16 protein-coding genes are annotated in these 20756 nt (G+C 65.1%); 8 read left to right on the forward strand and 8 right to left on the reverse strand.

What is annotated here, in order from left to right; translation table 11 throughout:
• Positions 1–8 precede the first annotated feature (8 nt).
• Positions 9–863 (reverse strand): TIGR03619 family F420-dependent LLM class oxidoreductase, encoded by an 855-nt coding sequence (locus AB0L58_RS06045; RefSeq protein WP_364381868.1) that lies wholly within the window; start codon positions 861–863, stop codon positions 9–11.
• 181 nt (positions 864–1044) lie between these two features.
• Between AB0L58_RS06045 and AB0L58_RS06050 the strand changes: the two genes are divergently transcribed.
• Positions 1045–2589 (forward strand): threonine/serine exporter family protein, encoded by a 1545-nt coding sequence (locus AB0L58_RS06050; protein WP_364381870.1) that lies wholly within the window; start codon positions 1045–1047, stop codon positions 2587–2589.
• A gap of 98 nt (positions 2590–2687) precedes the next feature.
• Positions 2688–3350 carry a biliverdin-producing heme oxygenase gene (locus AB0L58_RS06055; RefSeq protein WP_364381873.1) on the forward strand — a complete coding sequence of 221 codons (663 nt, stop codon included), beginning with the start codon at positions 2688–2690 and terminating at the stop codon, positions 3348–3350.
• A gap of 10 nt (positions 3351–3360) precedes the next feature.
• Here the strand turns inward: AB0L58_RS06055 and AB0L58_RS06060 are convergent, their stop codons facing one another.
• Positions 3361–4875, reverse strand: coding sequence for a sugar transferase (locus AB0L58_RS06060; protein ID WP_364381876.1), 1515 nt, complete (start codon positions 4873–4875; stop codon positions 3361–3363).
• 490 nt (positions 4876–5365) lie between these two features.
• Here AB0L58_RS06060 and AB0L58_RS06065 point away from each other — a divergent pair, with 490 nt between their 5' ends.
• Genes AB0L58_RS06065 through AB0L58_RS06080 form a run of 4 tightly spaced genes read left to right on the forward strand, consistent with a single transcriptional unit; the run spans position 5366 to position 9142 of the window.
• Entirely contained in the window at positions 5366–6634 is a 1269-nt protein-coding gene (locus AB0L58_RS06065; RefSeq protein ID WP_364381879.1) for a class I SAM-dependent methyltransferase, read from the forward strand.
• Positions 6631–7410 (forward strand): glucose-1-phosphate cytidylyltransferase, encoded by a 780-nt coding sequence (locus AB0L58_RS06070; protein ID WP_364381882.1) that lies wholly within the window; start codon positions 6631–6633, stop codon positions 7408–7410. Before AB0L58_RS06065 ends, AB0L58_RS06070 begins: the two co-directional genes overlap by 4 nt.
• Positions 7407–8057 carry a PIG-L family deacetylase gene (locus tag AB0L58_RS06075; protein WP_364381884.1) on the forward strand — a complete coding sequence of 217 codons (651 nt, stop codon included), beginning with the start codon at positions 7407–7409 and terminating at the stop codon, positions 8055–8057. The genes AB0L58_RS06070 and AB0L58_RS06075 overlap by 4 nt, the downstream gene beginning before the upstream one ends.
• A gap of 35 nt (positions 8058–8092) precedes the next feature.
• Positions 8093–9142, forward strand: coding sequence for an SDR family oxidoreductase (locus AB0L58_RS06080; protein WP_364381887.1), 1050 nt, complete (start codon positions 8093–8095; stop codon positions 9140–9142).
• Between the two features lie 142 nt (positions 9143–9284).
• Here the strand turns inward: AB0L58_RS06080 and rfbC are convergent, their stop codons facing one another.
• Positions 9285–9842 carry a dTDP-4-dehydrorhamnose 3,5-epimerase gene (gene rfbC / locus AB0L58_RS06085; RefSeq protein WP_364381890.1) on the reverse strand — a complete coding sequence of 186 codons (558 nt, stop codon included), beginning with the start codon at positions 9840–9842 and terminating at the stop codon, positions 9285–9287.
• Positions 9843–9856: 14 nt separating this feature from the next.
• Here rfbC and AB0L58_RS06090 point away from each other — a divergent pair, with 14 nt between their 5' ends.
• Together AB0L58_RS06090 and AB0L58_RS06095 are read left to right on the forward strand one after the other, a co-directional pair.
• Positions 9857–10966: a methyltransferase domain-containing protein gene (locus AB0L58_RS06090; protein WP_364381893.1), complete on the forward strand. Its 1110-nt coding sequence runs from the start codon at positions 9857–9859 to the stop codon at positions 10964–10966.
• Positions 10967–11065: 99 nt separating this feature from the next.
• Positions 11066–11701: an MspA family porin gene (locus AB0L58_RS06095; protein ID WP_364381896.1), complete on the forward strand. Its 636-nt coding sequence runs from the start codon at positions 11066–11068 to the stop codon at positions 11699–11701.
• A gap of 256 nt (positions 11702–11957) precedes the next feature.
• Here AB0L58_RS06095 and trpB read toward each other — a convergent pair whose 3' ends face one another.
• The 5 genes from trpB to AB0L58_RS06120 all read right to left on the reverse strand — a co-directional run bounded on the left by trpB (position 11958) and on the right by AB0L58_RS06120 (position 20605).
• Complete coding sequence (trpB, locus tag AB0L58_RS06100; protein WP_364381899.1) at positions 11958–13193, reverse strand: tryptophan synthase subunit beta; 1236 nt, start codon at positions 13191–13193, stop codon at positions 11958–11960.
• 151 nt (positions 13194–13344) lie between these two features.
• On the reverse strand, positions 13345–14181 hold the full coding sequence (locus AB0L58_RS06105; protein ID WP_364381903.1) for a glycosyltransferase family 2 protein: 837 nt from the start codon (positions 14179–14181) through the stop codon (positions 13345–13347).
• 5 nt (positions 14182–14186) lie between these two features.
• Positions 14187–15539 carry a polysaccharide pyruvyl transferase family protein gene (locus AB0L58_RS06110; protein ID WP_364381906.1) on the reverse strand — a complete coding sequence of 451 codons (1353 nt, stop codon included), beginning with the start codon at positions 15537–15539 and terminating at the stop codon, positions 14187–14189.
• 212 nt (positions 15540–15751) lie between these two features.
• Positions 15752–20149, reverse strand: a complete 4398-nt coding sequence (locus AB0L58_RS06115) for a HAMP domain-containing protein (protein WP_364381909.1) — start codon at positions 20147–20149, stop codon at positions 15752–15754.
• Positions 20150–20185: 36 nt separating this feature from the next.
• Positions 20186–20605 (reverse strand): response regulator transcription factor, encoded by a 420-nt coding sequence (locus tag AB0L58_RS06120; protein ID WP_364381912.1) that lies wholly within the window; start codon positions 20603–20605, stop codon positions 20186–20188.
• Positions 20606–20756 lie beyond the last annotated feature (151 nt).

Consider the following 20756-nt stretch of genomic DNA (forward strand, 5'->3'; position numbering starts at 1 on the left):
AACCGCTGTCAGCGGGCTGCTTCGAGACCGAGCTTTCCGGCGAGGCGGGTCAGGTATGCGCGCACGTCGTCGGCATCGCGATCCGGCAGACCGAAAACCGCTTCGGTGATGCCCAATTCGGCCCACTGCGCGAGCTGCGTCGCATCGTGACGTCCGGCCAGTGCGATGATTTCCGGACTGCCCTCACGCTCGTGTTCGCGCCAAACCCGGTGCAGCAGTTCGATCTTCTCCCCGAGACCGTCCTCGGTGGGGGTGGTGAGCCAGCCGTCCGCGTTCTTGGCCAGCCAGGTGAACGACTGCTCGGTCCCGGCCGCGCCGAGAATCACCGGAATCCGTTTCTGCACCGGCTTCGGCCAGGACCAACTCGCCCCGAAATTCACGAATTGCCCTGCGAAGCTGGCCTCCTCCTCCGACCACAACGCACGCATGGCATCCAGATGTTCACGCAATACCGTCCTGCGCTTATTCGCGGGCACGCCGTGATGTGCCATTTCGTCGGTATTCCAGCCGAAACCGACACCGAGGCTGACCCGGCCGCCGGACAGATGATCGAGCGAGGCGAGGGTTTTGGCCAGGGTGATCGGATGGTGTTCGGCGGGCAGCGCGACCGCGGTGGACAGTGTGATCCGGCTGGTGACCGCCGCCGCGGTGGCCAGCGCGACCCACGGGTCCAGGGTGCGCAGATAGCGGTCGTCGGGCAGGCTCGCATCCCCGGTGCGCGGATGCGCCGCCGCCCGAACCACCGGGATATGGGTGTGCTCGGGCACGTAGAAGGCGTCGAATCCGGCTTGTTCGGCGGCCGCGGCCGCATCGGCGGGCGTAATGCCCCGGTCACTGGTGAACAACACAATTCCGTACCGCACCGTGCGCGCTCCCATTCGCTTACTACTGCTTGCCAGTCGCTCGAAGAGCCAGCAAATTAGAACAAGTTCTATCACTTTTGGCGGCTTCGACCAAGTGTCCGGACAACCGTCTGAGCATCGACATGCTCGCCTGGACCACGATGGATGCGAACCATGGCCCCGGGTGACTACGGTCTCGCACATGGGTCCGGACACATTTACCGGAGGAGACGACACCGCCCCGGGCGATCAGGCGGCCCGGCGGCCTCGATTGCGCTTCCTCCGAGCACCCCGCATTCCGGTCGTCAAACAGGCGGTCGACCTGCTGGTCGCCGATCGTTCGGCCACCGCCGACACCATCGTCGCCGCACCGACACCGCTACAGCCCATCGATCTCACCGACGATGCGCGCGTCGCGGAGGTACTCGACCTGGCGGTGCGGGTGGGTGAGGTCGTGCTCGCCTCCGGTACCGGTGTCAACGACACGATGACCCAGGTGCGTTTCATCGCCGCCACCTACGGCCTGTCCCGGTGCGATATCGATGTCACCTACGACGCGATCAGGATCTGGGCCGACCGCGGCCCCATGCTGCCGCCCGCCAGCACCATGCGGGTGGTCAAGTACCGGTCCCTGGACTTCACCCGCCTCGCCGCGGTCGACCGGCTCACCCGCCGCATCCGCAACGAGGTCGTCCCACCGGGGGATGCACGGGCCCGCCTGGACGCGATCACCTCCGCACCACATCCGTATCACCGCTGGGTCGCCACCTTCGGCTGGTCGCTGCTCGCCGCATCGATCGCGGCGCTGCTCGGGGGCGGCTGGCTGGTCGCCGCGGTCAGCTTCGGCACGACCCTGGCCATCGACCGCGTCAATCGCATCCTCAATCGCTACGGTCTGCCGTTCTTCTTCCAGCATGTGGCCGGCGGCGCCATCGCCGCGACACCCGCGCTACTACTGGCCACCCTCGCGACAACCCTGCATATCGATGTCGACCCGACACTGATCATCGCGGCCGGAATCACCGTGCTGCTCAGTGGGTTGCAGCTGGTCGGCGCCGTGCAGGATGCGATAACCGGCGCGCCGATCACCGCGACCGCCCGCATGCTCGAGGTCATGATGATGACCGGTGGCATTATCGCGGGCATCGCGATGGCACTGCGGGTCGGCGATATCCTCGGCGCCACCATCCCGCCGGTCTATCTGACCTCGAGCCGCGATATCACCGATCTGCCGATCAAGATAGCGGCCGGTGCGGTGGCCGCGCTCGCGTTCGCACTCGCCTGCTATGCCGAACGCCGGGCGCTCGCTGCGGCGGCATTCGGCGGTGCCGCGGGCACGATCTGCTTTCTGCTGGTGCAGCATCTGGGCTTCGGCCCGGTGATCTCCTCCGCGGTCGCGGCGACGCTGGTCGGTCTGGCCGGTGGCCTGATGGCGCGCCGGGCACTGACTCCCCCACTGGTCGTCGCGGTCGCGGGCATCACCCCGCTGCTGCCGGGTCTCAAGGTGTATCGCGGGCTCTACGCCCTGCTCAACGACGAGCTGTTGATCGGAGCCAATCAGGTGCTCGCGGCGGTCGGCGTCGGCTGTGCGCTGGCCGCGGGTGTCACCCTCGGCGAATGGTTCGACCGCAGCGTGCGCAGGCCACGCATCCTGAGCCGATTCGGCTCGATCCGCCGACCGGTCATCGTGCGCCGACGCCGGTCGCCGCGAATTTCGCTACGTCGCGAATCCGGTCGGCGATCATGATGTACGGGTAGCTGCCAGGTGCAGCCGGTATGGTTATACGGGTTGGTTAGGGTGTCCAAAGCTACCCACCCCGTCGGCAGCAGTGAGGTGGTTCGGAAATGTCGGATACGGTCCCGTTTTCCACAGCGATCCGTACCGCCACCGCACAGCAACACGAAGAGGCGGAGCACTCCTCGTTCATCAGTGACATGCTCGGCAGCGAACTCGGCATCGACTCCTACCACCGCTACACCGCCCAACTCTGGTTCATCTACCGTGCCCTGGAAGACCGCTGGGACGCCCTGGCCGACGATCCCATCGCGGGTCCGTTCATTCGTGCGGAGCTGGCCAGGACCGCGGAACTGGAACGCGACCTCGCGCACCTGATCGGCCCCGACTGGCGTGACGCCCTCCAAGCGCTGCCCGCGACGGCTGCCTACGCCGCCCGCATCGGTGCATGCGCCCGTGCGTGGCCCGCCGGATATATCGCGCACCACTACACCCGCTATCTCGGTGACCTCTCGGGCGGACAGGTCATCCGGGGCACCGCCGAGAAGTTGTGGAATCTCCCGCATCGCGGCGACGGCGTGCGCTTCTACGTCTTCGACGCACTCGGCAATCCGGCGGCCTTCAAACGCGAATACCGCGCGCTGCTCGACCAATTGCCGCTCGACGATCTCGAACGTCGCCGGGTGCTCGACGAGGGGCAGCGGGCCTTCGCGCTGAATACCGCGGTATTCGCCGAACTCACCGCCGAGTTCCCGGTCCGCCGCCCCAGCTGAGCGGCGCGGTTCAGTACGCACCCTCCCCGCGCGCAACCGCGCCGATCGTCTTGGCGATCAACAGCAGATCCAGGATCATCGACCAGTTCTCGACATAGGACAGATCCAGGCGCACGGCATCCTCGAGCGATAGATCCGAGCGTCCGCTCACCTGCCACAGACCGGTGACGCCCGGCTTGACCAGCAGCCTGCGCCGCATATTTCCGTCGTAGGTGTCGACCTCGCGCTGCACCTGCGGACGCGGGCCGACCACGCTCATCTCACCGCGCAGCACATTGATGAACTGGGGTAGTTCGTCGAGGCTGAACTTGCGAATGATCGTGCCGATCGGGGTGATTCGTGGATCGTCTTTCATCTTGAAGAACACCGGATTGCCACCGTTGGCCTCGATGAGCGCCGCGACATTGCGGTCCGCGTCGACATACATACTCCGGAACTTGATCATCTGGAAAGGCTTGCCGCCGCGCCCGATTCGTTCCGAACGGTAGAAAACCGGACCGGGACTCGTCAGCTTGACCAGCATCGCGATGCCGAGCATCGCGGGCAGGATCGCCAGCAGCACCGCGCCGGCGAAGCACACGTCGAAGACCGCCTTACCGGTCGACTTCGCGCGGTCGTACTGCGGTTTGGCGATATGCAACATCGGCATGCCCGCGACCTGGCGGTTGGTCAGCCGGGTGCCCGCGATATCGACGACCCCGGGTGCGACGATCAACTCGACGCCCAGCGGATCCAGATCCCATGCCATCCGGCGCAATTCGACGGGCCCGAGGTGATCGGTCGCTGTCACCGCAACGGTATCGGCACCGCCGCGGCGTACCGCGTCGAGTACCGAACGATCGTCGCCGACCACCGAGAACGACTTTCCGGATGCTCGGATCGCGTAGTCGGTGGCACCGGTGCCGCCATCCGGAATACACACCCCGACAACCTGATATCCGGAATCCGGATCGCGGGAGAAAGCGGTCGCCATCGCCTGCGCGGCCTCGGGCCGGCCGACCACGAGCACCGAGGTGCGGTATTCGCCGTGGCGCCGGCGCCGCTGCCTGGTGCGCAGCCGCCAGAGCAACCGGCTGCCCATCAGTCCGAACAGACCCAGCGGAAGTGCGATCGCGAGATAGCCTCGCGCGAACTCGATCTGGAAGATCAGCGACATGATCGCCAATGCCCCGAACAGCCGCAGGGTGGCCGAAACCAACCGCCGGTACTCTTCGGACCCACACCCCACCACCTGCGGTGATCGGGTACTGCATGCCGCGAGGAGGGAAAGCCAGGCGAACGCGAGCAACACCGAGACAACGGTGTAGCCGACCTCGTAGGGCAGCGGCCAGGCCAGCGGTGGTGCGACGGGTCCGCCGAATCGAATCAGCTGCGCCGAGCCGACGGCCGCCGCGACTACCGCGAAATCCGTTGCGGCCAAGCGCCGTACATATTCTGTCTGCCAGCGTTCGCGCTCGGAGCGCGGCAGGGTAGGTGACGGGCCCGCGAAATCCAGGTCGTCATCGTCGGTGAGCTCGAAGCTCATTGAACAAACACCTCCCCCTGGGAGTTTTTCGTTGCCCCCGATCCCCGTCGATCGGTCCCCTCGACGCAATCCGGCCGCCTCGGATGCTCCTTCAGTCGGCGGCCCGAAGGCGATTGTTACAGAACACAATCGGTTCCACACGCCGAATAGAAAGTGCCGCAAAGTATTCCACGGAATAGCCAACATTCGGACGGTCGGTTTTTTTCGAACCTTGACAGGAATGCTTCGCGCGGAAAAGTCGGCAGGTGGCGCACCCGCGCCCACACCAAATGAAAGTGACAGTGGGGGCTCCGCCACCAAGGGAATTGTTTGCCACCCGAAAGCCAATGGTCGTAATGCCATCGAAACCGTCTGAAAACCGCTAGTGCCCAACCGATTTCATGGGCCATACGCAAGCGATTCGCTGTAACGTCTCACTTGATCGCGTCGACGTGATGGGCATGCCGGTAATTCGCCGGACCGCTCCACGCGACAGGAGGCAGGGGCCAGGATGCGTTGTCGACTTTGCGATTCCGAGCGTTTGTCGAGTGTGCTCGACCTCGGCGCCACACCGCCGTGCGAGAAATTTCTCACGGTGGACGAACTCGACCTCCCCGAGCCGACCTATCCCCTCCATCTGCGCATTTGCGAGGACTGCCTACTGTTGCAGATCCCCGCATTGATCACGCCGGAGGAGACCTTTACGGAATACGCGTATTTCGCGTCGTATTCCGATAGCTGGGTCAAGCATGCCGAAGCCTTCGTTTCCGAAGCTGTCGAAAAGCTCGACCTCGACGCCGATTCCTTCGTGGTCGAGGCCGCGAGCAATGACGGATACCTGCTGCGACACATGCTCGCCGCGGGCATCCCGTGCCTGGGCATCGAACCCTCGGTGAATGTCGGCGCGGCCGCGCGCAAGCTCGGTGTGCCGACCGAAACCGCCTTCCTCGACGAGGAATTCGCCAAGCGCATCCGTGCCCAGCACGGTCCCGCGGACCTGGTCGTCGCCAACAACGTCTATGCGCACGTCCCCGACCTGCGCGGATTCACCCGCGCCCTGCGCGAACTGCTGGCCGATGACGGCTGGCTCTCGATCGAGGTGCACCACGCGCTGAACCTGATGGAGCTCGGTCAGTTCGACACCATCTACCACGAACATTTCCAGTACTACACGATGCTCTCGGCTCAGCGGGCGCTGGCCACCGCCGGATTGGCCGTGGTGGATGTCGAACTGGTCGCCACCCACGGCGGGTCGATCCGCCTGTGGGCCCGGCCGGAGGCGGTCGCGGACGCACCGAGCAGCCGGGCGCGCGAGGTATTGCACCGCGAGCAGACCGCAGGCCTGCACCGCGCCGAGGGCTATCGACACCTCGAGGCCAGTGCGCGGCGGGTCCGTCAGGAACTGCTGCGGTTCCTGCTCGACATGCGCGCACAAGGCAGGCAGGTGGTCGGCTACGGAGCGCCCGGCAAGGGCAACACGCTGCTCAACTACTGCGGGATCCGTGCCGACCTACTGCGCTATCTGGTCGACCGAAATCCCTACAAGCATGGGCGATTCACCCCGGGCACCCGGATCCCGATCTACCCGACCGCACGCATCGATCTCGATCGACCCGATGTGGTGCTGGTGCTGCCGTGGAATCTCGAGGCCGAGATCACCGCACAACTGAGCCACATCGCCGAGTGGGGCGGCGAACTGGTCTATCCACTACCGACTTTGCACAGCGCCGTGCTCGGGCAAACAACCAATGCTGATTCGAGGGGAAGGCACGCGCGATGAAGGTTGTACTGTTCTGCGGCGGGTACGGGATGCGGATGCGCGACGGCTCCGACATGCTGCCGAAGCCGATGCAACTGGTCGGCCCACGGCCATTGCTGTGGCATGTGATGCGCTATTACGCACACTTCGGCCACAAGGATTTCATTCTGTGCCTCGGCTACGGGGCCGAGCACATCAAGAACTTCTTCCTGACCTACCAGGAGTCGGTCTCCAACGACTTCGTCATCCGCGACGGTTCGGTGGAGTTGCTGCGCACCGATATCAGCGACTGGTCGATCGCCTTCGTCGACACCGGCCTCGACTCGGCCATCGGCGAGCGGCTGCGCCGGGTGCGCCCATATCTCGAGGGCGAGCAAACCTTCCTGGCCAACTACGCCGACGTGCTCACCGACGCACCGCTGGACGAAATGATCGAGCGCTTCGCGGCTTCCGGCGCGGCGGCCTCGATGATGGTGGTACCGCCGCAGCAGTCCTTCCACTGCGTCGATATCAAACCCAGCGGCGAGGTCAAGGAGATCCGGCCGGTTTCGTCGATGCCGCTGTGGGAGAACGGCGGATACTTCGTGCTCAGCCACGAGGTTCTCGATCTGCTCCCGCCCGGCGGTGATCTGGTGGCCGACGCCTGCGGCAGGCTGGCCGGACAGGGCCGACTCTACGGCTATCAGCATCTGGGCTTCTGGAAGCCCGCCGACACCTTCAAGGAGCGCGCCGAACTCGACGCGGCATACCGATCCGGCATCCGCCCATGGATGGTCTGGGAGAAACAGTTCGCATGATCGCGCTGACCACCGGGTCACTGACCGAGATCGCGGTGCTCGGCGCACACTGTGACGACATCGCGATCGGCATGGGCGCGACGCTACTCACGGTGGCGCGCAAGCATTCCGGGCTGCGGGTGCACGCACTGGTGCTCACCGGTGCGGGCACAGTGCGCGCGGACGAGGAGCGGGCCGCGCTGGCCGCGTTCTGTCCGGATGCGGATCTGCACGTCACGGTGCTCGACCTGCCCGACGGCCGAGCACCGGCGCACTGGGACCGGATCAAGCAGGCGCTGGCCACCTTCCGCGCGAGCACCGAACCGGATCTCGTCTTCGCACCGCAGCGCGGCGACGCGCATCAGGACCATCGCCTCCTTGCCGAACTGGTACCCACCGAATTCCGGGATCATCTGGTGCTCGGCTACGAGATTCCGAAGTGGGAGACCGATACCCCGACCCCAACCGTATTCGTCCCGATCGCAACGGAATTCGCCGAGGAAAAGGCGCGGCTGCTGCACAAGCACTACCCTTCGCAACTGGGGCGGGACTGGTTCGACGAGCAGTCGTTCACCGGTCTGTCCCGGCTGCGTGGGGTGCAATGCCGGGTTCGGCATGCCGAAGCATTCGTTGTCGACAAGGTCGTCGTCGATTTTGGTCTGTCATGATTACTGGAGCTCAATTGACTTCGAATGATGTGGGCATGCGTGTACTGCTCACCGGACATCAGGGCTATCTCGGCACGGTGATGGCACCGGTGCTGCGGGCCGCAGGGCACGAGGTGGTCGGACTCGACACCGGATTCTTCGCCGATTGTGTCCTCGGTCGACTGCCCGGCGATCCGCCAGGGCTCGCGGTCGACCTGCGCGACGTGACCGTCGAGCAGCTCATCGGATTCGATGCGGTGATCCATCTCGCGGCGCTGTCCAATGATCCCCTGGGCGCACTCGATCCCGAAATCACCTATGCCATCAATCATCACGCGTCGGTGCGACTGGCCCGGCTCGCGAAGGCGGCCGGGGTGCGGCGGTTCCTGTACGCATCGACCTGTTCGGTGTACGGCGCGGCTGGCGAGGAGCTGGTCACCGAGGACGCCCCGCTGCGGCCGATCACGCCCTATGCCGAGAGCAAAGTACGCGTGGAGGACGATGTCGCGGCGCTCGCGGATGCCGACTTCACGCCGGTATTCCTGCGCAACGCAACGGCATTCGGATTCTCGCCGCGACTGCGCGCGGATATCGTGCTCAACAATCTGGTCGGATACGCGGTGCTGACCGGCGAGGTGAAGGTGCTCTCGGACGGGACGCCGTGGCGGCCGCTGGTGCATGCCGACGATATCGCCAAGGCCTTCGCCACCTGCCTGAGCGCGCCGCGGGCGGCGATCGACTGCCGGGCGTTCAATATCGGCACCGAGGCGAACAACCTCACGGTGGCCGATATCGCCAAAGCCGTGGTGGATGCGGTACCGGGTGCACGGCTGTCCATCACCGGCGAGAGTGGCGCGGACCCGAGGTCCTACCGCGTCGACTTCTCCGCCGCCCGTTCGGCTCTCGGCTACCGCGCAACCTGGACGGTGGCCGCCGGGGCCGAGCAGCTGTATCGCGAATACACCGCGAGGGGACTCACCAGTGAGGATTTCTTCCACCGGTTCACCCGGTTGCCACATCTCGAGAAATTGCGAGATACCGGGGTGCTGGACGCGTCGATGCGTCGGACCAGCGCGTCCGAGGCTCAGCAGACCGCAGTTTCCTGAGCGAGCGTCGGCGAGTGAACCATGGGCACAGCGCGCCTGCTGCGCACGAGGGAGCCGAGCGTCAGCGAGGCGTAGTCGTGAGCGAGCGTCAGCGAGTGAACCATGGGCACAGCGCGCCTGCTGCGCACGACGGAGCCGAGCGTCAGCGAGGCGTAGTCGTGAGCAGCTGGCGCCAACTGCCTGCGGCGCGGTCGCGGGCCGAGACCACGGTGACCGGCAGCGGCCAGACAATGGCCAGTTCCGGATCGTCGTAGGCGACGCCGATGTCCTCGGCCGGATCGTGCGGACGGTCGATCCGATAGCAGACATCGGCGGTCGCGGTGAGCGACTGGAAGCCGTGCAGGAAGCCGGGCGGTACATAGAGATGCCGGAATTCGGTGTCATCGAGCCGAAATGCCTGCTGGCGCCCGAAGCTCGGCGAGTCCGGCCGGATATCGACCAGCACATCGTGCACCGCGCCGTGCGCGCAGCGCACCAGCTTCGCCTCACCTCGACCGGAGCGTCCGTGCATGCCTCGGATCACGCCGCGCGCCGAACGGGATTGCGAATCCTGCACGAATGTGGCTGCCGTACCCGGTGCGCCGAGGTGGTCGTCGAACTCCGTGGCGTCGAAGGTGCGCGTGAACAGGCCGCGGTCGTCCCGAAAGGGTTCGGGCACGAGCACCAGGACATCGGCGAGATCGGTGTGTTCGATACGCACCAGGCCATCGTGTCATGAACGGCGCGGTCCCGGGTCGCGGTTGTCGCGGCTGCTCGAGTAGCGAACTCACTCCGGTGCTCGATCTCGGCAAAGTCCCCGCCGCCGACCACTTTCCGCTCGCGGGCAGTGCGATCGAAACGACCGAGATCGCGCATCCGCTGCGCATGGATGTGTGCGGTGGCTGCGGGTTGGCGCAATTGGCCGATGACGACACCCGCACCGCGGAGCCGCGCGGTGTCGAACCGCAGGCGCTGCGCGATCAGGCTGCCGAGGCCGTGGCTCGGGTCGCACGCGCCGGTCTGCTGCGCGGGCGGACCGTGCGCGAATTCGGCAGTCCGCACGGCGGTACCTGGCTGCCATTGCTCGCGGGGCGCGGGTTCGAATCCGGCGACGGGGTCGCCGATGTGGTGCTCGACTGCTTCGGCATCATGCACGAACCGGATCAGCGGGCCGCCTTCGCGCAGCGGGCCGCGGCGACCGCGCCCGCGGGTCTGCTGCTGCTCCAGTACCACTCGCTGGCCACCGTTGTCGCTGCGGGTCAGTGGAATACATTGCGGCATGGGCATTTCGCGTATTACTCGCTCGGCGCAGTGCACCGATTGCTCGCGGGCGCGGGGATGAGTGTCACGACGGCGTGGGAGTTCGATCTGTATGGCGGCACCGTCCTGATCGGCGCGGTGCACGGTACGGTCGAACCCGACCGGTCCGTGCGCGCCATTCGCGCTGCCGAGTCCGAATACACCGAACTCGTTGCACTACAAGGTCTTCAGCGCACGGCCGACGAGCATGCCCGACACCTGCACCGCTGGCTCGTGGCGATGTCGGCGCGCCACAGGCGGGTGTACGCGTATGGCGCGGCATCGCGCGCGGTTGCGCTTTTCAGTATCGCCGGGGTGCACCGCGGACTCGTCGCGGCGGTCGCCGACGCCTCGCCCGCCAAACAGGGCCGCCGGATGCCCGGAACCGATATCCCGATCATCTCACCGGCCGAACTCGTCTCCGCCCGACCGGATTTCGTGCTGCTGACCCTGCGCGATCTGCTCCCGGAGGTCCGTGCCAGGTTGCCCGAACTCGACGGCCGCTGGGTCGTCGACGACCCGGCCGGCCCCTCGGAAGGGCGGTGACCGTATGCCATGAATTCGCTGCGCCGCTGTGGGATCGGCGTCGGCGTTGCGCGTCTTGCTGTTACAACATCTGCTATTGGGGAACCTGAGGGAATACTGATGAGGGAGAACACACTCCGTAGTCGGAGTTTGCGCGCGTTCGTACTGGCCTCGGTGATGGCTACTGGTCTGGCCTGTACCACCGGTGCCGCGGCCGCGGCGATCGACAGCACCGGTCAGATCGTCGATCGGCAGGATCGGACGGTCGAGGCGATCCAATCCGATACCCGGATCGATTTCGTACCACCGCTGGACGGCAATCCGCTGACCCGCGAGTGGTTCCACAACGGGGAGGCCGCCTACCACGTCACCGGGCCGAACGCCCAGGACTGGGCGGGCCATATCACCATCGGCTATCAGGTCGGCTACCCGGCCACGCTGAACGGGCGGCTCAGATTCCAGTGGTACACACCGGATCTCGGTCTCGATCTCGGCGGCGCCGACGGCTCGGTGCTCAAGCTCGATGGCCTGATCCCGCGGGCGGGCATCGAAATCGAGGTGGGCTTCGGCCCCGGCATCCAAACCTTCGAGTGCACCGGCGGCGACGTCTCCGGCCCGGAGGGTTTCATCCGGATGTCCGGCTTCCACGGCACCGTCACCGGTGTGCTCGGACAGACCACCATTCGCCCGTTCGTGCGGGTGATCAGCGCCAACGGTGACGCGGTGTACACCTACGGCCGGCTCTGGACCATCTGAGTCGGGCAGTACACGGCGGTGTGACGCCCGGTCGTCGGGCGTCACACCGCCGTTCAGCACGAGCAATGCGGTACCGTCGCCCGCGCACGGCTGTTGCGCCAATGCCTGATCGAGTAGGTCGAGTTCGGAATCCGGATCTGTGTGTCCGCCGTCGATGCAGAACTGGCCGTAGTCCATCATCAGCTCGACCGTATGCTCGGCAATTCGGTTCGCCCCGTTGGTCATTCGACCATCCTGGCATGCGGCAGTGGGTCGGTTATCCGGCCAGACGTTCGGCCGCGATGGCGAGGTCCTTGTCGCCGCGACCGGAAAGGCCGAGTACAACGATCGAGTCGGCAGGCAGGTCACCGCGCTCGGCAAGTTCCAGGACATAGCCGACGGCATGGGCGGATTCGAGGGCCGCAATGATGCCCTCGGTGCGCGTCAGCGCATGCAGACCGCGCAAGGCCACGGTGTCGGTGGCGGTGCGGTAGCTGACGCGACCGGTGTCCTTGAGATAGCTCAGTTCCGGGCCGACGCCCGGATAGTCGAGTCCGGCGGCGATGCTGTGGGTCCGCGTGACCTGTCCGTCGTCGTCCTGCAGCAGATAGCTATAGGCGCCGTCCATTTCGCCAGGACTGCCCGCGCTGAGGGTGGCGGCGTGCGCACCGGTTTCCACGCCGAGTCCCGCCGCCTCGACACCGATCAACCGGACGTTCGGTTCATCGACGAAGGGGTGGAACAGGCCGATGGCATTGCTGCCGCCGCCGACGCAGGCCACGAGGTAATCCGGTAGTCGACCTTCGGCTTTCAGGATCTGCAGTCGGGTCTCGGTGCCGATCACGGTCTGCAGATCGCGCACGATCATCGGATACGGCGCGGGCCCTGCCGAGGTGCCGAACAGATAGTGCGTGGTGTCGAGATTCGACACCCAATCGCGGACCGATTCGCTGATGGCCTCCTTGAGTCTGCGGTTGCCGGTCTCCACCGGACGCACCTCGGCGCCGAGCAGCGTCATCCGCATGACATTGGACGCCTGGCGACGCATATCGTGTGCGCCCATATAGATAACGCACGACATGCCGAGCATCGCGCAGACGGTCGCCACCGCGACCCCGTGCTGACCGGCACCCGTCTCGGCGATGATCCGCGTCTTGCCCATCCGCTTGGCGAGCAATCCCTGGCCCACTGCGTTGTTGATCTTGTGCGCACCGGTATGCGTCATATCCTCGCGTTTCAGATACACCCGCACGCCGGGCACCGCGAGCAACTCGGCGAAGCGCGGCACCTGATGCAGCAGCGTCGGACGGCCGACCCGGGTGCGCAGCAATTCGCGGAGTTCATCACGGAATCCGGCATCGGCCCGCGCCAGCGCATACGTCTGCTCCAACTCCAGCAGCGCCGCCATCAGACCTTCGGGAACATACCTGCCACCGAACTCACCGAACCGCCCACGCTCGTCCGGCACTGTGCTCGATAGCAACGCACCCCGCGACACATGATCAATAACCATCCACCAACGCTTCCTGCCGCGAGTCCCCGTCACCTGTCTACTTCGACTCGCCGCACGGCGCGCGCCCGCAACGGATTAGTTAACAGTCTCTTTAGGTTGCGGATCCGGGATTCACCACGTCGGCAACTCGGCGCAACGGCCAGTTCATATGTCAGACCAGCAAATCCGGGCGTTTGCGGACGGTGGCGACCGTGCGCACGCGCAGGCGGTGCAGCGCGGCCTTGGCCAGGCGAGCATCACCGGCCAGCACATCGCCGCGGTGGACCAGGTCCGGACAGTCATTGGCGATGCGGTGGTGGAAGCGATACATATCGGTCAGCTTGCTGACGGTGGAGGTCTGGCTGCACAGGTTGAACGACGAATTGCGCCACGCGGCCAGGATTTCGGTCATGCCGAAGAAGACGCCGAAGGACGAGACCCGCGCGAACAGGTCGACGTCCATCGGAAAGACCAGGTCACCGCGCAAACCGCCGACGCGGACGTAGTGCTCGCGATAGAACATGGCCGCGGCTGTCGGGCCGAAGTCCGCAGGGCCGCGGCGCACGATGGTGCGTGCCAAAGCGCGTGGAGTCTGCCTGCCGAGCAGTCCGGCCAGTCCGAGCCCGGTCTCGAGCACCTGCCCCGCCTCGTCGATCACCTCGAAGCGGCTGGAGGAGATGGCGATCGCCGGATCGGCCATCACCTCGAGTTGCGTGTTGAGCGCACCGGGACGCAGTATGTCGTCGGCGCACACGACCTTGACGAGTTTTCCGGTGCAGGCTCGGATCGCCTTGTCCCAGTTGTCTCCGATGGCCAGCACGGTGTCATTGCGCAGTAACCGGATTCGTGGATCGTCGAACGACTTCGCGACGTGCGAGGTATCGTCGGCGCTCGCGTTGTCCAGGACGACCAGTTCGAATTCCGCATCCTGATCGAGGATGGATCGCAGGGTGGTGGCGAGGGTCCGGCCGGAGTTGTAGGCCGGAACGCAGACCGACAGTGTCGTCACGACAGTTATCCCCCTGCTCGCGGGACCGGCCGCACCGGTCCGTTTTCCACCAATCCGAATACTCGTGCCAAACCACTGCGACCGGTGTCGATCTGTTCGACGGCCTGCTGTTGCAGCGGATCCCGGAGCGCAGGTGCATCGTCCCACAGCTCGTCCAACGCCATGGTCAATTCTTGTTCCAGTTCGGGATCGTTGAGATGCACCACGCGCAGACCGGTCCCGAACATCTGTGCCAACCCGTGGAATTTATCGTCGTAATACTCCGAGGCGGTAATGCCGACGGCCGGAATTCCCTGCGACAGCGCGAAGACCGCCAGATGATAGGCACTGGTCACCAGTACGCGACACCGCCCGACCTGCCGGGCGACATCGGCCGGAGTGCCACCGCGACCGACCGGCGGCCGCGCCTTGTCCGCCCCCAGCAGCAGCGGCAGCGTCGACAGGCGGTCCTCGGAGGCGTATTCGGAAATGATCAGCGGCACCAGCCCGGCATCCAACTCCGCGGCGCGGGTGCGCACCACCTGCCCCACAATCCCCTGGGCCTCGCGGCTGACCTGCGCATAGTCTGCGACCCGCAGACATACGCCGATCTCGGTACCGATCCTGGCATCGCGACTGCGATAGGCGAATTCGACCGCATCGTCACCGGTGACCAGCACCCGGTCCGACTCGACGCCGAATGCGCCGAGCAGCTCCGGTCCGCGCCGTCCTTCGCGCAGCGCGACGAAGTCGACCTTCGGCAGCACCTCGCCGGCCCTGCGGACCAGATAGGGATCGCGCATGGGTCCCATGCCCTGCCCGATCAGCGCCGTCGGAATGCCACGCGCGCAGGCGTATTCGAGCAGGTTGAGGGTGCGATGCGCCTGATAGCGGTCGACATCGGTCAGATAGCCGCCGCCGATCGCGAGTACCAGCGAGGACTGTTCGACCGCCGCCGGAATCTCCACCGGAAATTCGAGTTCCGGCGCCACCGGACTCGCCTCGGCATCATCGGTCTCACCGCGGGCGCGGGTGCGGATGGCGCGCAGCCGGTCCTTCGGTCCGTCCGTGGTCGCCCGCCACCACAATGCCGCCGGGCCCACCACTTTCGTGCCCGCGGTGCGCGACAACACTGCTTGCCAACCGTCCGAACCCCAGCGCCAATCGGGCCCGCAGATCGGTTCGGCCGTCGGCACCAAACCCCGTAGTACGCCGGGCTGATGGGTCAGCACACCGATGCGCGCCCGTGGCCAGTGCGCGCGGATCCGCTCGACGGTGATCACCATCATCGCGATATCGCCGCGATTGCGCAGCCAGTACTCGCCGTTCTCGACGAGCACCCGGATCTCACGTTCGGCCGTATCGATACGCTCAGCCACAGACCCCTTGGTCCCCACTGTCCTAGTCCCTCCCGCTAGTCCCCCGCGGGTCGGTCCGCGCCCGGCACGAACTCGATGTGGAATCTACCCCACCCGAAGGATGTCGGCCAGCCGGGTCACACGCTGGACCGGCATGACGAGATCCGGTCCGTCGAGCGGTCGCGAATCGTCAAATCCATTGGCCGCTTTGCTATCTGACCGCTACGGATCAGCTATGCGCGAACATCGAGCTCGGCCACCGGGCTCGGTTCGCCGTCCGGCCGATCGACCGCTTGCAACCAGCGGTCGATGCACTCCAGCAGTTCGTCGGGATCGACGGGCTTGGTGATGTAGTCACTGGCGCCGGATGCCAAGCTCTTCTCCCGATCGCCCGCCATGGCCTTCGCGGTGACCATGATGATCGGGAGGCGGTCGAAGCGGGGCATTCTCCGTATCGCCGTGGTCGTGGCGTATCCGTCCATCTCCGGCATCATCACGTCCATCACGATGACATCGACGTCCGGGTTGGCCTTCAGTGTTTCGATGCCTTTTCGCCCGTTGGGCGCATGGTCCACCGACATCCCGTTCAGTTCCAGCACTCCCGCGATCGCGAGGACATTTCGTGCGTCGTCATCGATGATCAGGACCTTGCGTCCGGCCAGTCCGGGCTGCCCTGCCCGCCGCTCCGGTGCTTCGAGTTCGGTCCGGTGTGGATGGGTCAGCAACAGGATGAACCGTTCGCAGAACTCATCGGGCGAAGCCACCAGTTCGACCCGATGGTCCCGGGCATACGCCTCGATAAGCCGTTCCTGGTCTGGACCGAGTTCACGGACCGGATGAGCAAGCAGCGGAATACTTCTCGACGCCGTGCCCTCGCGCAGGCCACGCAGGAATTCCGCCGTGCCGACGCCAGGCAGGCTCGCGTCCAGCAGGACACACCGATATGGATGGGCCGGCAAGGCCGCGAGTGCTTTGTCGGCGCTGCCGACGGACTCGATGCGGACCGTCCCCGCGGTGTCCGCGAGTGCCCCGACGACCCCACGGACCATGCGGGTCAGCGGCCTGCTGTCCTGGTCTTCTATGACAAGTACGGAACGATCGACCGGCTTCGACCGCGTCCTCGACTCGACCGCGACCTCCAGTTGCGGTGTCACCGGAATATAGAGCGTGAACGTGCTTCCGGCGCCGAGTCGGCTTTCGGCACGGATCTCGCCACCGAGCAGGTTCGCCACCTGCCTGCTGATCGACAGGCCGAGGCCGGTACCGCCGTATCGCCGGCTGGTGGTGCCGTCGGCTTGCTGGAACGCGGTGAAGATAGCCTCCAGGTTTTGCTCGGCGATGCCGATTCCGGTGTCGCTCACGGAGAATGCGATGCGGCCGTCCTGCCGCGACACCCGGAGCCGGATCATGCCTTTCTCGGTGAACTTCACCGCATTGGACAGCAGGTTGCGCAGCACCTGCCGCAGCCGCTGCTCATCGGTGTTGAGGTGGTCGGGAACGCCGGGCTCGACATCGACGTCGAACTCGAGGCCCTTCTGGCTGATGAGTGGCCGGAACGTGGTCTGCACGTATTCCAGCAGCTGCCGCAGCGGCACGAACTCCCGTTGAATATCCATCTTCCCGGCCTCGACCTTGGACAGGTCGAGAATATCGTCGATCAGCTGCTGCAGATCCTTGCCGGCGGACTGGATCACGTTGGCGAATTCGACCTGCTTCGCGGTCAGATTCCGGGTTGTGTTCTGTGCCAATATGCCCGCCAAGATCAGCAGGCTGGTCAACGGTGTGCGCAGCTCGTGCGACATGTTCGCCAGGAACTCCGACTTGTACTTCGACGCCAGCCCGAGCTGTTGGGCACGCTCCTCGATCTCTCGCCGGGCCTGTTCGATTTCGAAGTTCTTGATTTCGATATCGCGGTTCTGGCGGACCAGCAGCTCGGCTTTTTCCTCGAGTGCCGCGTTGGACTGTTGCAGTTCGCCGGCAAGTCGCTGCGATTCCTCGAGCAGCGCGTCGGTGCGTGCGTTGGCCATGATCGTGTTCGAGTTCACGCCGATGCTTTCCATCAGCTGCTCGAGAAAATCTTGCTGTACCGGCGTGAACCGGCTGAAGGAGGCCAGTTCGATCACACCGAGCACCTGGTCCTCGAACACTATCGGCAGCACGATCAAGTTGACCGGCCGCGCGGCCCCGAGACCGGAGCTGATCTGGACGTAGTCCGGCGGTGTCTGGTCGACGACGATCGCCTTTTTGGTCAGCGCCACCTGCCCGACCAGCGACTGGCCGAGCTCGAATACGACCTTGTCGTCATTGCGCCCGTAGCCCGCGATCAGCCGCAACTGGACGCGGTTGTCTTCGGCTTCCATGAAGAAGAACGCGCCGTACTGAGCGCCGACGAGTGGGGTCAGCTGGTTCATGATCAGCTGGGCGACAGCGCTGAGGTCCCGGTGTCCCTGTAAGCGTCCGGACATCCGCGCCAGGTTGGTATTGAGCCAGGCCTGCTCTTCGTTGGTGCGGGTGGTTTCGCGGAGGGACTGCACCATCGCGTTGATGTTGTTCTTGAGTTCGGCGACCTCACCTTGTGCCTCGACCGAAATCGATCGGGTGAGATCTCCGGTCGCCACCGCGCTCGCGACCTCGGCGATGGCGCGCACCTGACGCGTCAGGTTGCCGGCCAGCTCATTGACGTTCTCCGTCAGCCGCTTCCAGGTTCCGGATACGCCCTCGACCTCGGCTTGTCCGCCGAGCCGGCCATCCTTGCCCACCTCGCGTGCCACCCTGGTCACCTCGGCCGCGAACGCCGACAACGTGTCGACCATGGTGTTGATCGTGGTCTTGAGCTCCAGGATCTCGCCGCGCGCATCGACGTCGATCTTCTGCGACAGGTTGCCGCGCGCCACGGCTGTGGTGACCTGGGCGATGGAGCGAACCTGACTGGTCAGGTTGCCCGCCATCGAGTTCACATTGTCGGTGAGGTTCTTCCAGGTGCCGGCGACATTGGGCACGCGCGCCTGCCCGCCGAGGATGCCTTCGGTGCCCACCTCGCGCGCCACACGAGTGACCTCGTCGGCGAACGACGACAAGGTGTCGACCATCGTATTGATGGTCTGCGCCAGCGCGGCGACCTCGCCCTTGGCTTCGACAGTGACCTTCTGCGAGAGGTCGCCGCGCGCAACCGCGGTGGCGACCTGGGCGATCGACCGCACCTGAACGGTCAGATTGTCCGCCATCACATTGACGGACTCGGTCAGGCCTTTCCAGGTGCCGGATACGCCTTTCACATCGGCCTGACCACCGAGCCGCCCCTCCGTACCGACCTCGCGCGCAACACGGGTGACCTCGTCGGCGAACGACGACAAGGTATCGACCATCGTATTGATCGTGTCCTTCAACTCGAGGATCTCACCCCGAGCATCGACCCGGATCTTCTGCGACAGATCCCCGCGCGCAACCGCCGTCGTGACCTGGGCGATCGACCGCACCTGATCGGTCAGATTGTCCGCCATCACATTGACGGACTCGGTCAGGCCTTTCCAGGTGCCGGATACGCCTTTCACATCGGCCTGACCACCGAGCCGCCCCTCCGTACCGACCTCGCGCGCAACACGGGTGACCTCGTCGGCGAACGACGACAAGGTATCGACCATCGTATTGATCGTGTCCTTCAACTCGAGGATCTCACCCCGAGCATCGACCCGGATCTTCTGCGACAGATCCCCGCGCGCAACCGCCGTGGCGACCTGGGCGATCGACCGCACCTGATCGGTCAGATTGTCCGCCATGAAGTTCACCGACTCCGTCAGGCCCTTCCACGTGCCCGAGACTCCGAGCACCTGGGCTTGGCCACCGAGCTGACCTTCGGTACCGACCTCGCGGGCGACACGGGTGACCTCGTCGGCGAACGACGACAAGGTATCGACCATCGTATTGATGGTCGACTTGAGCTCCAGAATCTCACCGCGTGCATCCACGGTGATCTTCTGCGACAGGTCGCCCTTCGCCACCGCGGTCGTCACCTCCGCGATCGACCGAACCTGCGCGGTGAGATTGCCCGCCATGATGTTCACCGATTCGGTGAGGTCGCGCCAAGTTCCAGACACGCCGGGCACCTGTGCCTGGCCACCCAGCCGGCCTTCATTGCCCACCTCTCGGGCGACACGGGTCACCTCGTCGGCAAACGCCGAGAGCTGATCCACCATCGTATTGATGGTGTTCTTCAGCTCCAGCAACTCTCCTTTGACATCCACGGTGATCTTCTGCGACAGGTCGCCCTGCGCCACCGCTGTGGCGACACCGGCGATGTCGCGGACCTGAGCGGTGAGGTTGTCCGCCATCGCGTTCACCGACTCGGTCAAATCCTTCCAAGTGCCCGAGACCCCGGGCACCGACGCCTGGCCGCCGAGTTTGCCCTCGGTACCCACCTCCCGGGCGACGCGGGTGACCTCGGTGGTGAACAGTGAGAGCTGGTCCACCATGCCGTTGAATACGGTGGCGATCTCGTCCAGCAGCGGATCGCCGACCTTGGGCAGCGACCGCCGGAAGTCACCGTCGCGTACCGCTTTGAGCCCGTCCAATAGGGGCTGTAGGCGTTCGTCGTTGCCGCTTACTCGATCCATGGTCGCGGTGTCGTTGACCATTAGCTGTACCTAACCTAACTTCGCCTATACAACCGCTCAGCGTCCGAGGTCGACGTCGAAATAATCCTGGCCGGCGGCGACCTGCCGAATAGCGTCGAGCAGGTCGTCGAACACTCCAGTTTTGAGCACCAGGCCGGCACCACCCGCCGCGATCACCCGATCGACCATGGCTTGGTTCGCATCCCCGGTGAAGACCAGGACCCTGGTCTCCGGTGACACGGTGCGCAGCCGCTCGATCGCATCGATCCCATCGCCATCGGGCAGCCGACGGTCGAGCAGGATGACATGCGGATGGTGCCGGCTTGCCGCACCGATGGTGTCCTCGACCGACCTCGCTATTTCGATGACCTCGATGTCGTCGACGAGTTCGAAGGCGGAGTCCAACGCCATCACCACCATAGGGTGATCTTCCGCCACCAGTAGCCGGGTATGACCAGGGTCGACATCAGCCGACATGGACCTCAGTCTACATCGATGCCTGTTCGTTGCTGGAATATTTATACGAGTCGCGCTTTTCGATAGAAACGTCATGATCTTGATTGGATCGACACACTATTTATCCCGGACAGCCATCCGGATCGCGAGAAGATAACCAAATCTCCGGAAA

This window comes from Nocardia sp. NPDC052112, assembly GCF_040680135.1.
Taxonomy (GTDB): Bacteria; Actinomycetota; Actinomycetes; order Mycobacteriales; family Mycobacteriaceae; genus Nocardia.

What these genes read in the sequence shown, in the direction of transcription:
- AB0L58_RS06050 (WP_364381870.1), top strand. Translation starts at nt 1,045, where the DNA reads ATGGGTCCGGACACATTTACCGGAGGAGACGACACCGCCCCGGGCGAT.
- AB0L58_RS06055 (WP_364381873.1), top strand. Translation starts at nt 2,688, where the DNA reads ATGTCGGATACGGTCCCGTTTTCCACAGCGATCCGTACCGCCACCGCA.
- AB0L58_RS06060 (WP_364381876.1), bottom strand. Translation starts at nt 4,875, where the DNA reads ATGAGCTTCGAGCTCACCGACGATGACGACCTGGATTTCGCGGGCCCG.
- AB0L58_RS06065 (WP_364381879.1), top strand. Translation starts at nt 5,366, where the DNA reads ATGCGTTGTCGACTTTGCGATTCCGAGCGTTTGTCGAGTGTGCTCGAC.
- AB0L58_RS06070 (WP_364381882.1), top strand. Translation starts at nt 6,631, where the DNA reads ATGAAGGTTGTACTGTTCTGCGGCGGGTACGGGATGCGGATGCGCGAC.
- AB0L58_RS06075 (WP_364381884.1), top strand. Translation starts at nt 7,407, where the DNA reads ATGATCGCGCTGACCACCGGGTCACTGACCGAGATCGCGGTGCTCGGC.
- AB0L58_RS06080 (WP_364381887.1), top strand. Translation starts at nt 8,093, where the DNA reads ATGCGTGTACTGCTCACCGGACATCAGGGCTATCTCGGCACGGTGATG.
- AB0L58_RS06090 (WP_364381893.1), top strand. Translation starts at nt 9,857, where the DNA reads ATGAACGGCGCGGTCCCGGGTCGCGGTTGTCGCGGCTGCTCGAGTAGC.
- AB0L58_RS06095 (WP_364381896.1), top strand. Translation starts at nt 11,066, where the DNA reads ATGAGGGAGAACACACTCCGTAGTCGGAGTTTGCGCGCGTTCGTACTG.
- trpB (WP_364381899.1), bottom strand. Translation starts at nt 13,193, where the DNA reads ATGGTTATTGATCATGTGTCGCGGGGTGCGTTGCTATCGAGCACAGTG.
- AB0L58_RS06115 (WP_364381909.1), bottom strand. Translation starts at nt 20,149, where the DNA reads ATGGTCAACGACACCGCGACCATGGATCGAGTAAGCGGCAACGACGAA.
- AB0L58_RS06120 (WP_364381912.1), bottom strand. Translation starts at nt 20,605, where the DNA reads ATGTCGGCTGATGTCGACCCTGGTCATACCCGGCTACTGGTGGCGGAA.